Genomic DNA, 13,391 nt, shown 5'->3' with positions numbered 1-13,391 from the left:
CCGTAGGCTGAGTGGAACACCGTTATGAGGATTAGGCTATGTGGATTGGTATAGTTAGCCTTTTCCCCGAGATGTTCCGCGCAATCACCGATTACGGGGTAACTGGCCGGGCAGTAAAGAATGGCCTGCTGAGCGTAGAGTGCTGGAGTCCACGTGACTTCGCCAACGATCGGCACCGCACCGTGGACGAACGCCCTTATGGCGGCGGCCCCGGAATGCTGATGATGGTGCAACCCTTGCGGGATGCCATCCACACAGCGAAGGCAGCGGCAGGCGAAGGCGTGAAAGTGATTTATCTTTCACCACAAGGGCGCAAACTTGACCAGCAAGGCGTTTGCGAACTGGCGACCAACCAGAAGATAGTTCTGGTGTGTGGTCGCTATGAGGGCATCGATGAGCGCGTGATCAAAACCGAAATTGACGAAGAATGGTCAATCGGCGATTACGTACTCAGCGGTGGGGAACTCCCCGCTATGACGTTGATCGATTCAGTGTCCCGATTCATTCCGGGTGTGCTGGGTCATCATGCTTCGGCAGAAGAAGACTCTTTTGCCGATGGATTACTGGATTGTCCCCATTATACCCGCCCTGAAGTGTTGGAGGGCATGGAGGTACCGCCGGTTTTACTGTCGGGAAACCATGCAGAAATTCGTCGCTGGCGTTTGAAGCAGTCGCTGGGCCGTACCTGGCTTAGAAGACCTGAACTTCTGGAAAACCTAGCTCTGACTGACGAGCAAGAGGTGTTGCTGAAAGAGTTCCAACGGGAACATCGGATCAGCTAACAAAACTATCAAGAGAATGATGAAGCTTCGTGCTTCAGGATTCTCTGAACTATCAGTTTACCTAGGGTAAGAGATATATTATGAGCAATATCATTAAGCAAATCGAACAAGAGCAGATGAAGCAAGACGTACCTTCATTCCGTCCGGGTGACTCGGTCGAAGTGAAAGTATGGGTCGTTGAAGGTAGCAAAAAACGTCTGCAGGCATTCGAGGGCGTGGTTATCGCTATCCGTAACCGCGGTCTGCACTCTGCATTCACTGTTCGTAAAATTTCCAACGGCGAAGGTGTTGAGCGTGTATTCCAGACTCACTCACCTGTTATTGACAGCATCGCTGTTAAACGTCGTGGTGCCGTTCGTCAAGCGAAACTGTACTACCTGCGTGAGCGTACCGGTAAGTCAGCTCGTATCAAAGAGCGTCTTAACCGCGTTAACGCACGATAACATTCTCAAGTGTTATATAAACGGCCCCTCGGGGCCGTTTTTTTCGTCTCAACAAAAGCGTGAGAAAGGGAGCTTACAATGGATATGTAATATTAAGTTTACAGATGAGGTTATTTAGGTGCTATTGGTAATATAAAGTTTACACTGCGAGTTTGAAAACTTTACAGCCTGTGATATCGTGTTTGGCAGATGCTGATAAACAGCAAATCTCTTTCAAATTTATCCTGGACAGCCATCATGCAAAAAGACGCCTTGAACAATGTGCATATCAGCGCCGAAGAAATCCTGATTACTCCTGAAGAGCTGAAAAACAAATTCCCGCTGAGTGCGGAAAATCAGACCAGCATTGAAAAATCCCGCCAGACTATCGCCGACATAATTCACGGCCGCGATCCTCGTCTGCTTATCGTCTGTGGTCCCTGCTCGGTACATGATCTCGATGCTGCAATAGAATACGCACGTCACCTGAAAACCCTGTCCGAAGCGCTGAGCGATCGCCTTTACATCGTCATGCGTGTCTACTTCGAGAAGCCACGGACGACGGTAGGCTGGAAAGGGCTTATCAACGATCCGCACATGGACGGCACCTTCGACGTTGAAGCCGGTTTACACATCGCGCGTAATCTCTTGCTGCAACTGGTCAGCATGGGTCTGCCCATCGCGACCGAAGCGCTGGATCCCAACAGCCCGCAATACCTTGGCGACCTGTTCAGCTGGTCCGCGATTGGCGCTCGCACAACCGAATCCCAGACTCACCGCGAAATGGCGTCCGGTCTGTCGATGCCGGTAGGATTCAAAAACGGTACCGACGGCAGCCTCGGCACCGCCATCAATGCCATGCGCGCTGCGGCCATGCCACACCGTTTTGTGGGCATCAATCAGGGCGGCCAGGTTTGTCTGCTGCAAACGCAGGGCAACCCCGATGGTCACGTGATCCTGCGCGGTGGCAAAACGCCAAACTACAGCGCCGAAGACGTGCTGGATTGTGAAAAACAGATGCAGGGCGCGGGACTCCGTCCGTCCTTGATGATAGATTGCAGCCATGGCAATTCAAACAAAGACTACCGCCGTCAGCCGCTGGTGGCTGAATCGGCGATTGCACAGATCAAGGCCGGTAACCGTTCCATCACCGGTTTGATGCTGGAAAGTCATTTGAATGAAGGTAATCAGTCTTCAGAGCAGCCGCGTTCCGATATGCGCTACGGCGTGTCGGTGACCGATGCCTGTATCAATTGGGAAACCACCGAGGCCCTGCTTCGCAACATGCATCAGGAGCTGGGCGACTCGCTGGCAGCACGAATTTCAGGAGAATAGACGTTTTATGGTGGCCGAACTTAACGCATTGCGTGACCAGATTGATGAAGTCGATAAAGCCCTGCTGGATCTTTTAGCCAGACGTTTGCATCTGGTGGCTGAAGTGGGTGAAGTAAAAAGCCGTAACGGGCTGCCAATCTATGTTCCGGAGCGCGAGGCGGCAATGCTGGCCTCCCGCCGTCAGGAAGCAGTAAATCTGGGTGTCCCGGCCGACCTGATTGAGGACGTTTTGCGCCGGGTCATGCGCGAATCCTACTCCAGTGAAAATGATAAAGGATTTAAAACGCTGCATCCTGCGCTGCGACCGGTGGTGATTGTCGGTGGCAAAGGGCAGATGGGGCGTCTGTTTACCCGCATGCTTGAGCTTTCGGGTTATCAGGTAAAATCTTTGGAGCAGGAGGACTGGCCGCAGGCCGAGACCCTGCTCGCCGATGCCGGAATGGTTATCGTCAGCGTGCCTATTCACTTGACCGAAGACGTGATTGCTCGCCTGCCGAAGCTGCCGCAGGACTGCATTCTGGTCGACCTGGCTTCCATCAAGAACAAGCCGTTGCATGCAATGCTGGCCGCGCACGACGGTCCGGTATTGGGCCTGCACCCGATGTTCGGCCCCGATGTGGGCAGTCTCGCCAAACAGGTGGTGGTCTACTGTGATGGCCGCGAGCCTGAGTCCTACCAGTGGCTGCTCGAGCAGTTACAGGTATGGGGCGCGCGACTGCACAAGATAAGCGCCGTCGAGCACGATCAGAATATGGCGTTTGTTCAGGCGCTGCGTCACTTCGCGACCTTTGCCTACGGCATGCACCTCTCGGAAGAGAACGTGGATATCGAACAGCTGCTGGCGCTCTCTTCACCCATCTATCGTCTTGAGCTGGCGATGGTTGGGCGACTGTTTGCGCAGGATCCTCAGCTTTATGCCGACATTATTATGTCGTCAGAGAACAATATTTCGCTCATCAAACGTTACTACCAGCGTTTTGGCGATGCACTGGCGCTGCTTGAAACCGGCGACAAGCAGGCGTTTATCGGCAAATTCCGTCAAGTTGAAGACTGGTTTGGCGATTATGCGCCTCGTTTCCTGAAAGAGAGCGGCTCACTGCTCCGCCAGGCAAACGATAGTCGCAAATAAGCGTTATCGACCCGAAAGACTTTATCGCAAGACAGCAAAAAGGCCAGACGTAAAAACGTTCTGGCCTTTTTTATAGCTGTTTTTGCGAGCTTTATTCCGGATTTACCGCAACCACGTTTTCACTTGGGTAACATCCGAGTACTTTCAGCGAACGGGTGATCGGGCTGAGATTGCGTAGCGCATTCTGCATGGCTTCCGAACGCAGGTTGGCCTGCACGTCAATGTAGAACATCTCTTCCCACGGGTTGCCATTGATCGGACGCGACTCCAGCTTGGTCATAATCACGCCCTGCTCGCGGAACACCATCAGGGCATCAACCAGCGCACCGGCCTGCTGGCCCGTCGCCATGATCAAAGTCGTTTTTGCCGGAACCTGCTCGGTGACGTCGATAGCCTTGCGCGCCAGCACAATGAAGCGAGTAATGTTCTGTTTCTGGTTGGCCAGATTATGTTCCAGCACCTGCAAACCATAAAGCGCGCCGCCCGCTTCGCTACCCAATGCAGCGACATTCGGAGATTTGGACGCCGCCACTTTTTCCATTGCGGCCGCAGTGCTTTCACAATATTCGATTTTCCACTGCGGGAAGCGGTTAATGAACTGGCTGCACTGCTGGAACGGTTGCGGATGGCTATAAACGGTCTCGATTTTAGACAGGTCCGTATCGGCGGCAACCAGCACACAGTGGTTGATAACATTGGTCAGCTCGCCAACGATAGAGAGGCTGGTGTGTTGCAGTAAATCATAAACATCGTTGATAGAGCCGGAACTGGTATTTTCGATAGGCAATACCGCGTAATCCGCCTGACCCGTTTCAACCTGGGTGAAGATATCCTGAAACTTCAGGCAGCCGGATTCAATAAACTGGTCGAAATGGCGAGCGGCATATTGGCGTGCTGCGAGATGAGAGTAGGACCCTTTTGGACCCAGAAACGCGATACGCGCAGAGCCGGAGGCAGTTTGATTAAGATGCTGTTGCAGCAGCGCCTGCTGAGTCAGCACCGAATCTTCAATGATCAACTGGTAGACACGGGTGATGTAATGGCCATCGAGATTGTGCTTTTTACCTTCGATAATCAACCGATTAAGCAATTCGCGCTCGCGTTCGATGTCACGAATGGGACGATGACTGTGCATTTTGGTTTGCGCGACTTCAATAGCCATTCCGCGTCGCTCGGCCAGCAGGGCCAGCAGTTTTACATCAAGGGCGCTGATACGCTCACGCAGGTCCAGTAACGGGTTATCACTCATCGGTTTTGCCTTTTTTAATTGTTTGTGACGAAGGCCCAGGGCGCTTCGTGTTAGCTTTTACGCATAATCCTGTAATCAAAATTGCAGCTTCAAGTACGGCGGATTTTATCAGGTAAAAAAAGCCTCCTGGTGAGGAGGCTTTCTGTTCGTCTTCGCATTCTTTCTTATACGACGAAACGCCTCCCAATCAGGGGAAGGTAAAAAAGAAGGCGAAGAAAAACGGTTTGCGGATCATGTCTTGTTTTGTGCTCATAAGAAGTCAGGCATTAAAGTAACCCCTGGCTTTTCTTTCTGTCAATAAGATTTGCCATTTCGAGGGCTACTGAAAAGACAAATGCGCCCGTATGAGCGCATTTGTCTGGGTCATATAGCGAATTCAAGCCTTGTGCTCAATTCTGACCAATAGGGGAGAGAACTATTCTTCTTCGATAGGTTGAAGATTAATGTCTTTGACACAGCTCTCGGCCCTGCGTGCTTCACCCTTGTGCTGAACTTTATTCAGCTGACGTTCCAGCTTGGAAACCATCTCGTTAACGGCGATATACATATCATGGTTAGTTGCGCTGGCAACCAGTGGGCCATTGGCGGTACCAATCGTCGCATCGGCCACAAAACCCTCGGGTTGTTTGGAAAGAACGATGTGTGGAGTAATTAACTGAGTCTGCCACTTTTCCAGTTTTTTTAGACGGTCTTCGACGTGTTCCCGAATCGCGGTCGTGATGTCCATTTGCTTGCTGGTAATGTTTACGATCATATTAACTTACCTCTCTGTCTTTCCGTCTAGGTAGGTCCAGCATACCGTCCTGCGCCACAATTTATGTGATCTGGATCACACTTTTTTGAGCCTCTCGTCCAACAGGCCGTTATTTGTGATGAATGCCGATTAAGTGAACAAAAGTCTGCGGGATACGTTCAACAATGCTAATTAATCAATAAGATAATAGGGAAAATACAGGAGGTTTTCAGACGTTTAGGACAAAAAAACGGCGGCCTGAGCCACCGTTTTAAACACACAGGCTGTAAAAGCAATCAGGCAGGGTTCTGCGCGATAACTTTGGCGACCTTGTCTGCTTCGTTAGTTAATTGCAGTTCTCTGTAAGCATTTTCCATCAGAGGCAACGCATCGCGCGTTGCTTTGGTATCCGGATAATCCTTCATCATTTGCTCAACACGATTAACAACGGCGACGTAAGCCCCGCGTTTAGTGTAGTATTGCACCACTGACAGCTCAAATTTAGACAAACGGTCTTTCAGGAAGACCAGACGCTTGTTGGCATCGGTCGCATACTGACTGTTTGGATAAGAATGAAGCAGCTGGCTGAAATCGCGAAACGCAGCGCGTGCATGCTGTGGATCACGGTCTGAACGATCGACACCAAAGAATCCTTGCAGAGCACTGTCATCCAACGCCATATCGGTCAGGCCACGCATATACATGACGTAGTCGATGTTTGGATGAGTTGGATTCAAACGCATGAAGCGATCGATAGATGCCTGGGCAAGTGGCAAATCAGCCGACTTGTAATAGGCATAAATCAGATCCAACTGCACTTGCTGTGAGTACGGCCCAAACGGATAGCGGTTATCCAACGCTTCCAGTTGCGCAATCGCGCCTTTAAAGTTACCGTCCTGCAGCTTTTGCTGGGCAGTCGCGTAAAGGACGTTTGGCGGGTTATCGGGGACCGCTTCTTTGGAACTGGAGCAACCTACCAGCGCCAGACTCAACGTGGCTGCTGCCACCAGATATTTCACACGCGTCATGACGTTTTGATTATCCTCAGGTGTTATTCTGGGAGACTGTCCGTTAAGCTCCCGACAAAGACCAGCTACAATAGCACATTATTTTAAACGGCATCGCCGTGAAAACCCAAGGTTACCCAAGAGCAGCATATGGCACAACAAGTACAACTCACGGCGACGGTTGCCGAAACACAACTCGGTCAACGGTTAGATCAGGCTTTGGCCGAATTGTTCCCTGATTATTCAAGATCTCGCATAAAAGATTGGATTCTTGATGAAAGGGTGACAGTAAACGGTAAAAAAACCACCAAACCTAAAGAAAAAGTGCTGGGTGGCGAAGCAATTACCATCGATGCGCAGATCGAAGAGGAAGCTCGCTGGCTGCCTCAGGACATCGCATTGAACATCGTTTACGAAGATGACGACATTCTGGTCATCAACAAACCGCGCGATTTGGTGGTTCACCCGGGCGCCGGCAATCCCGATGGCACTGTACTGAATGCCCTGCTGCATCATTATCCCGAGATTATCGATGTTCCGCGTTGCGGCATCGTTCACCGTCTCGACAAGGATACCACCGGTTTGATGGTGGTTGCCAAAACCGTGCCTGCCCAGACACATCTGGTTGATGCGTTGCAGCGCCGTGAAATTACCCGTGAATACGAAGCCGTTGCTATCGGCAACATGACGGCGGGTGGCACGGTCAACGAACCTATTTCACGTCACAGCACCAAGCGCACCCATATGGCCGTTCACCCGATGGGTAAACCGGCAACCACGCACTATCGCATCATGGAGCACTTCCGTGCCCATACGCGTCTGCGTCTGCGTCTGGAAACCGGTCGTACACACCAGATTCGTGTTCACATGGCGCACATCAACCATCCGCTGGTTGGCGATCAACTGTATGGTGGTCGTCCACGTCCGCCAAAAGGTGCATCGGAAGGCTTCATCAATCAGCTGCGTACCTTTGACCGTCAGGCACTGCACGCCACCATGTTGCGTCTGTTCCATCCGGTAACCGGTATCCAGATGGAGTGGCACGCGCCGCTGCCTCAGGACATGGTCGACTTGATAGACGCCATGAAAGCCGATACCGAAGAGTTCAAGGATCAGATGCATTGGTAATGCCTGCATTAATCCTGCCACACTGGCCGCAGCCTGAATCGGTGCGGTCCTGTTCTACTACCCGTCTGGGCGGCGTCAGTCTGCCGCCCTACGATTCGCTCAATCTTGGCTCCCACGTTTCCGATACACCCGAACACGTCGCCACCAATCGGCAGCGTCTGGTTCAGCTCGCCCAGCTTCCGGCTGCACCGCATTGGCTGGAACAGGTTCACGGCATTGACGTAGCGCGTCTGACGCAAACAACGCCTCATTCTACGATTCGCGCCGATGCGGCTTACACCAGCGAGCCGGGGGTCGTCTGTGCGGCGATGAGCGCCGACTGCCTGCCGGTGCTGTTTTGCAGCAGGGCAGGGGATGAAGTCGCGGCGGCGCATGCCGGATGGCGCGGGCTGCACGCGGGCGTACTCGAAAATACGCTGTCGGCATTTCGCGCAAAACCGCAGGATGTCATGGTGTGGTTTGGCCCGGCGATTGGTCCTGAGCAGTTTGAAGTGGGCGCCGAAGTGCGTGCCGCGTTCATGCAGCATGACCCGCAGACCGTCGATGCCTTTGCCCCCGTCGGGCAGGGAAAATACCTTGCCGATATCTACAAGCTTGCCCGTCTGCGCTTGCAGGCCGCCGGCGTCAGCCAGTTCTATGGCGGTGATCGCTGCACAGTCAGCTCTCCGGCTCATTTCTTCTCCTATCGCCGCGACGGAATCACCGGACGGCTGGCAACTTTGATCTGGCTGATATAACCTATCAAATCAAGACGATCCAGATACGCATCACGTTGTACTCATAATATACTGACGAAATAACCTTGAAATCGTGGGGCTTGGCCTCATTTAATCTCCAGTAGCAATTTTGTTCAGTATTGGAGGTGTTATGCGTCTGGATCGTCTTACCAGCAAATTCCAGCTTGCCCTCGCCGATGCCCAGTCACTCGCACTTGGCCGCGACAACCAGTTTATCGAACCCGTCCATCTGATGAGCGCCTTGCTCACCCAGGAAGGCGGAACCGTGCGTCCTTTATTAACCTCTGCGGGCGTCGATGCCCAGCGGGTCCGCACGGACGTCGATCAGGCATTGGGTCGTTTACCGCAAGTTGAAGGAACCGGTGGGGATGTTCAACCATCCAGCGAACTGGTTCGTGTCCTGAATCTCTGTGACAAGTTGGCGCAACAGCGCGCCGACAAGTTTATCTCGTCGGAACTTTTCATTCTGGCGGCCTTGAAAGACCGCGGCGCATTGACTGACCTCCTGAAGGCCAGTGGTGCGACCGTTGAAAAAATCAGTGTAGCTATCGATCAAATGCGAGGTGGTGACAAAGTGGATGATCAGGGAGCCGAAGACTCACGTCAGGCTTTAAAGAAATACACCATTGATCTGACTGAGCGCGCCGAACCAAGGCAAGCTGGACCCGGTGATTGGCCGTGACGAAGAGATCCGCCGCACCATTCAGGTTCTGCAACGCCGTACCAAAAACAATCCGGTATTAATCGGTGAACCGGGCGTGGGTAAAACGGCGATTGCCGAAGGCCTTGCCCAGCGCATCATCAATGGCGAAGTCCCCGAAGGATTAAAGAACAAGCGTGTGCTGTCTCTGGACATGGGTGCGCTGGTGGCGGGTGCCAAATACCGCGGCGAGTTTGAAGAGCGCCTGAAAGGTGTGCTTAACGACCTGGCCAAGCAGGAAGGCAGCGTTATCCTCTTTATAGATGAACTGCACACCATGGTTGGCGCCGGTAAAGCCGATGGCGCGATGGATGCGGGCAATATGCTCAAACCGGCCCTGGCTCGCGGCGAACTTCACTGCGTGGGTGCAACAACATTAAACGAATACCGCCAGTTCATCGAGAAAGATGCCGCGCTGGAACGTCGTTTCCAGAAAGTGTTTGTGGCGGAACCGTCCGTTGAAGACACCATCGCCATTTTGCGTGGTCTGAAAGAGCGCTATGAGCTGCACCACCATGTGCAGATAACCGATCCGGCCATCGTTGCCGCGGCAACCTTGTCTCATCGCTATATTTCCGATCGCCAGCTGCCCGACAAGGCTATCGACCTTATCGATGAAGCGGCTTCCAGCATTCGTATGCAGATGGACTCCAAGCCGGAATCGCTGGACCGCCTCGATCGTCGTATCATTCAGCTGAAGCTCGAACAGCAGGCTTTGAAGAAAGAGTCGGATGACGCCAGCATCAAGCGTCTTGAAATGCTCAATACCGAACTCGATCAGAAAGAGCGTGAATATTCCGGGCTTGATGAAGAGTGGAAAGCAGAGAAAGCCTCTCTGAGCGGCACTCAGAATATCAAGGCAGAACTGGAGCAGGCGAAGATTACCCTTGAGCAGGCGCGTCGCGTTGGGGATCTCGGCCGCATGTCCGAACTGCAATACGGCAAAATCCCCGAGCTGGAAAAACAGCTCGCGGCGGCTACGCAGGCAGAAGGCAAAACCATGAAGCTGCTGCGTAACCGTGTGACCGATGTCGAAATTGCCGACGTGCTGGCGCGCTGGACCGGGATTCCGGTTGCCAGAATGCTGGAAAGCGAACGTGAAAAACTGCTGCGAATGGAAGACGAGCTGCATCATAGGGTCATTGGCCAGAATGAAGCGGTGGATGCCGTGTCGAATGCGATTCGTCGTAGCCGTGCCGGTTTGTCGGATCCTAACCGTCCGATCGGTTCCTTCCTGTTCCTCGGTCCGACCGGGGTTGGTAAAACCGAACTCTGCAAAGCGCTGGCGACTTTCCTCTTTAATAGTGATGACGCGATGGTGCGTATCGATATGTCGGAGTTCATGGAGAAACACTCTGTGTCACGGCTGGTGGGTGCGCCTCCGGGATATGTCGGGTATGAAGAGGGCGGTTATCTGACGGAAGCGGTTCGTCGTCGTCCTTATTCCGTGATTTTGCTTGATGAAGTCGAGAAAGCGCATCCTGATGTGTTCAACATTCTCTTGCAGGTTCTGGACGATGGCCGACTGACGGATGGGCAGGGGCGTACAGTCGACTTCCGTAATACGGTGGTCATCATGACTTCGAACCTGGGCTCAGACATTATCCAGCAGCATTTCGGTCAGGCAACCTATGCGCAGATGAAAAGTTCGGTCATGGAAGTGGTCACACATAACTTCCGTCCCGAGTTTATCAACCGTATAGATGAAGTCGTGGTCTTCCACCCACTGGCTCATGCGCATATCAAGCACATTGCCGAGATTCAGTTGCAGCGTTTGTATAAACGTCTGGATGAACGGGGTTACAGCGCACATCTCACCGATGCCGCGTTGGAGCTGCTGGGTAACACGGGCTTCGATCCGGTTTATGGTGCACGACCTCTTAAACGCGCCATTCAGCAGGAAATCGAAAACCCGCTGGCTCAGCAAATCCTCTCCGGCAAGCTGATACCGGGTAAGCCGATTACGATAGATGTAGAAAACGACCACATTGTTGCTAAACAATAAGACAATGATAAGGAGAACTCAGGTCTTTTGACCTGAGTAATACCTGATTAAAAGGGGCTAACCGCAAGGTTGGCCCCTTTTTTGTTGGTTTATTATTCAAAAATGCACGAATTGGCGAATTAATGAGCGGTTGATAATTTATTTCGAATAAACGCTTGCGGCCCTGCGGAAACTCCCTATAATGCCGCTCCAACGACAGGGAACAACGCAGCAGCAACGCGGTGTGAACGAGTCGGGAAGAATTAAAAATGATGGTGACCGACGAAATAAACGGTTGACATCAAATGAGGAAAGCGTAATATACGCCACCTCGAGTTAGCAAGCGAAAGCGCGTAACTCACTGCTCTTTAACAATTTATCAGACAATCTGTGTGGGCACTCACAAGACGATATCCGCCACCTCGGTGGCAAAAAATATCAAGTCTTAGAGTGACCAAGCAGTAATTCATTATGAATGATGTGAAGTAACTTTGAGCATCGCTGAACTTGTTTCAGCAAATCGAACTTTTAATTGAAGAGTTTGATCATGGCTCAGATTGAACGCTGGCGGCAGGCCTAACACATGCAAGTCGAGCGGTAGCACGGGAGAGCTTGCTCTCTGGGTGACGAGCGGCGGACGGGTGAGTAATGTCTGGGAAACTGCCTGATGGAGGGGGATAACTACTGGAAACGGTAGCTAATACCGCATGATGTCGCAAGACCAAAGTGGGGGACCTTCGGGCCTCACGCCATCGGATGTGCCCAGATGGGATTAGCTAGTAGGTGGGGTAATGGCTCACCTAGGCGACGATCCCTAGCTGGTCTGAGAGGATGACCAGCCACACTGGAACTGAGACACGGTCCAGACTCCTACGGGAGGCAGCAGTGGGGAATATTGCACAATGGGCGCAAGCCTGATGCAGCCATGCCGCGTGTGTGAAGAAGGCCTTAGGGTTGTAAAGCACTTTCAGCGAGGAGGAAGGCGTTGCAGTTAATAGCTGCAGCGATTGACGTTACTCGCAGAAGAAGCACCGGCTAACTCCGTGCCAGCAGCCGCGGTAATACGGAGGGTGCAAGCGTTAATCGGAATTACTGGGCGTAAAGCGCACGCAGGCGGTTTGTTAAGTCAGATGTGAAATCCCCGAGCTTAACTTGGGAACTGCATTTGAAACTGGCAAGCTAGAGTCTTGTAGAGGGGGTAGAATTCCAGGTGTAGCGGTGAAATGCGTAGAGATCTGGAGGAATACCGGTGGCGAAGGCGGCCCCCTGGACAAAGACTGACGCTCAGGTGCGAAAGCGTGGGGAGCAAACAGGATTAGATACCCTGGTAGTCCACGCTGTAAACGATGTCGACTTGGAGGTTGTGCCCTTGAGGCGTGGCTTCCGGAGCTAACGCGTTAAGTCGACCGCCTGGGGAGTACGGCCGCAAGGTTAAAACTCAAATGAATTGACGGGGGCCCGCACAAGCGGTGGAGCATGTGGTTTAATTCGATGCAACGCGAAGAACCTTACCTACTCTTGACATCCAGAGAATTCGCTAGAGATAGCTTAGTGCCTTCGGGAACTCTGAGACAGGTGCTGCATGGCTGTCGTCAGCTCGTGTTGTGAAATGTTGGGTTAAGTCCCGCAACGAGCGCAACCCTTATCCTTTGTTGCCAGCGAGTAATGTCGGGAACTCAAAGGAGACTGCCGGTGATAAACCGGAGGAAGGTGGGGATGACGTCAAGTCATCATGGCCCTTACGAGTAGGGCTACACACGTGCTACAATGGCGCATACAAAGAGAAGCGAACTCGCGAGAGCAAGCGGACCTCATAAAGTGCGTCGTAGTCCGGATTGGAGTCTGCAACTCGACTCCATGAAGTCGGAATCGCTAGTAATCGTAGATCAGAATGCTACGGTGAATACGTTCCCGGGCCTTGTACACACCGCCCGTCACACCATGGGAGTGGGTTGCAAAAGAAGTAGGTAGCTTAACCTTCGGGAGGGCGCTTACCACTTTGTGATTCATGACTGGGGTGAAGTCGTAACAAGGTAACCGTAGGGGAACCTGCGGTTGGATCACCTCCTTACCTCAAGATACGCATTGTGCAGTGTCCACACAGATTGTCTGATAGATGTAAACGAGCAAGAGCACCTGTTGATGCAGTAGGGAAACCTGCGCAGATACGAAAAAGTGCCGGGTC

Annotated in this window: 10 protein-coding genes, 1 rRNA gene, 1 pseudogene and 1 other annotated feature; of the genes and pseudogenes, 8 read left to right on the top strand and 4 right to left on the bottom strand. The window is 52.5% G+C overall.

What is annotated here, in order from left to right:
* Positions 1 to 38 precede the first annotated feature (38 nt).
* The 4 genes from trmD (at position 39) to tyrA (ending at position 3,668) form a co-directional block, all read left to right on the top strand.
* On the top strand, positions 39 to 782 hold the full coding sequence (trmD, locus tag O1V66_RS13795) for a tRNA (guanosine(37)-N1)-methyltransferase TrmD (RefSeq protein ID WP_045048585.1): 744 nt from the start codon (positions 39 to 41) through the stop codon (positions 780 to 782).
* 80 nt (positions 783 to 862) lie between these two features.
* Positions 863 to 1,225 carry a 50S ribosomal protein L19 gene (rplS, locus tag O1V66_RS13790; RefSeq protein ID WP_045048586.1) on the top strand — a complete coding sequence of 121 codons (363 nt, stop codon included), beginning with the start codon at positions 863 to 865 and terminating at the stop codon, positions 1,223 to 1,225.
* Between the two features lie 237 nt (positions 1,226 to 1,462).
* On the top strand, positions 1,463 to 2,539 hold the full coding sequence (locus O1V66_RS13785; RefSeq protein WP_045048587.1) for a 3-deoxy-7-phosphoheptulonate synthase: 1,077 nt from the start codon (positions 1,463 to 1,465) through the stop codon (positions 2,537 to 2,539).
* Positions 2,540 to 2,546: 7 nt separating this feature from the next.
* Positions 2,547 to 3,668, top strand: coding sequence for a bifunctional chorismate mutase/prephenate dehydrogenase (gene tyrA, locus O1V66_RS13780; protein ID WP_045048588.1), 1,122 nt, complete (start codon positions 2,547 to 2,549; stop codon positions 3,666 to 3,668).
* 91 nt (positions 3,669 to 3,759) lie between these two features.
* Here tyrA and pheA read toward each other — a convergent pair whose 3' ends face one another.
* The 4 genes from pheA to bamD form a co-directional block, all read right to left on the bottom strand.
* Positions 3,760 to 4,917 carry a bifunctional chorismate mutase/prephenate dehydratase gene (gene pheA / locus O1V66_RS13775; protein ID WP_045048589.1) on the bottom strand — a complete coding sequence of 386 codons (1,158 nt, stop codon included), beginning with the start codon at positions 4,915 to 4,917 and terminating at the stop codon, positions 3,760 to 3,762.
* A 112-nt stretch (positions 4,918 to 5,029) separates the two neighbouring features.
* Positions 5,030 to 5,153, bottom strand: a sequence feature (Phe leader region).
* A complete protein-coding gene (gene pheL / locus O1V66_RS13770; RefSeq protein ID WP_194294391.1) occupies positions 5,105 to 5,152 on the bottom strand; it encodes a pheA operon leader peptide PheL in 48 nt (15 codons plus the stop codon). (Overlaps the previous feature by 48 nt.)
* Before the next feature lie 179 nt (positions 5,154 to 5,332).
* Positions 5,333 to 5,671, bottom strand: coding sequence for a ribosome-associated translation inhibitor RaiA (gene raiA / locus O1V66_RS13765; protein WP_045048590.1), 339 nt, complete (start codon positions 5,669 to 5,671; stop codon positions 5,333 to 5,335).
* A gap of 275 nt (positions 5,672 to 5,946) precedes the next feature.
* Positions 5,947 to 6,678, bottom strand: coding sequence for an outer membrane protein assembly factor BamD (bamD, locus tag O1V66_RS13760; protein ID WP_045048591.1), 732 nt, complete (start codon positions 6,676 to 6,678; stop codon positions 5,947 to 5,949).
* A gap of 129 nt (positions 6,679 to 6,807) precedes the next feature.
* On the opposite strand from bamD, the gene rluD reads away from it, so the two are divergent.
* From rluD to O1V66_RS13740, 4 genes and pseudogenes are all read left to right on the top strand, one after another.
* Positions 6,808 to 7,785, top strand: a complete 978-nt coding sequence (gene rluD, locus O1V66_RS13755; protein WP_045048592.1) for a 23S rRNA pseudouridine(1911/1915/1917) synthase RluD — start codon at positions 6,808 to 6,810, stop codon at positions 7,783 to 7,785.
* Positions 7,785 to 8,522 carry a purine nucleoside phosphorylase YfiH gene (gene yfiH, locus O1V66_RS13750; RefSeq protein WP_045048593.1) on the top strand — a complete coding sequence of 246 codons (738 nt, stop codon included), beginning with the start codon at positions 7,785 to 7,787 and terminating at the stop codon, positions 8,520 to 8,522. The genes rluD and yfiH overlap by 1 nt, the downstream gene beginning before the upstream one ends.
* 130 nt (positions 8,523 to 8,652) lie before the next feature.
* A pseudogene (gene clpB, locus O1V66_RS13745) lies at positions 8,653 to 11,227 on the top strand (ATP-dependent chaperone ClpB).
* 508 nt (positions 11,228 to 11,735) lie between these two features.
* Positions 11,736 to 13,277 (top strand): 16S ribosomal RNA (locus tag O1V66_RS13740).
* The last annotated feature ends 114 nt before the right edge of the window (positions 13,278 to 13,391 follow it).

The organism is Rouxiella chamberiensis (assembly GCF_026967475.1).
Lineage (GTDB): Bacteria > Pseudomonadota > Gammaproteobacteria > Enterobacterales > Enterobacteriaceae > Rouxiella > Rouxiella chamberiensis.
The sequence above is the reverse complement of the archived record's forward strand: the minus strand, read 5'-3'. Positions and strand labels throughout refer to the sequence as shown.

Bases quoted from the DNA above. Each gene is read 5' to 3' on its own strand.
- trmD (WP_045048585.1), top strand. From the start codon at position 39: ATGTGGATTGGTATAGTTAGCCTTTTCCCCGAGATGTTCCGCGCAATC.
- rplS (WP_045048586.1), top strand. From the start codon at position 863: ATGAGCAATATCATTAAGCAAATCGAACAAGAGCAGATGAAGCAAGAC.
- O1V66_RS13785 (WP_045048587.1), top strand. From the start codon at position 1,463: ATGCAAAAAGACGCCTTGAACAATGTGCATATCAGCGCCGAAGAAATC.
- tyrA (WP_045048588.1), top strand. From the start codon at position 2,547: ATGGTGGCCGAACTTAACGCATTGCGTGACCAGATTGATGAAGTCGAT.
- pheA (WP_045048589.1), bottom strand. From the start codon at position 4,917: ATGAGTGATAACCCGTTACTGGACCTGCGTGAGCGTATCAGCGCCCTT.
- raiA (WP_045048590.1), bottom strand. From the start codon at position 5,671: ATGATCGTAAACATTACCAGCAAGCAAATGGACATCACGACCGCGATT.
- bamD (WP_045048591.1), bottom strand. From the start codon at position 6,678: ATGACGCGTGTGAAATATCTGGTGGCAGCAGCCACGTTGAGTCTGGCG.
- rluD (WP_045048592.1), top strand. From the start codon at position 6,808: ATGGCACAACAAGTACAACTCACGGCGACGGTTGCCGAAACACAACTC.
- yfiH (WP_045048593.1), top strand. From the start codon at position 7,785: ATGCCTGCATTAATCCTGCCACACTGGCCGCAGCCTGAATCGGTGCGG.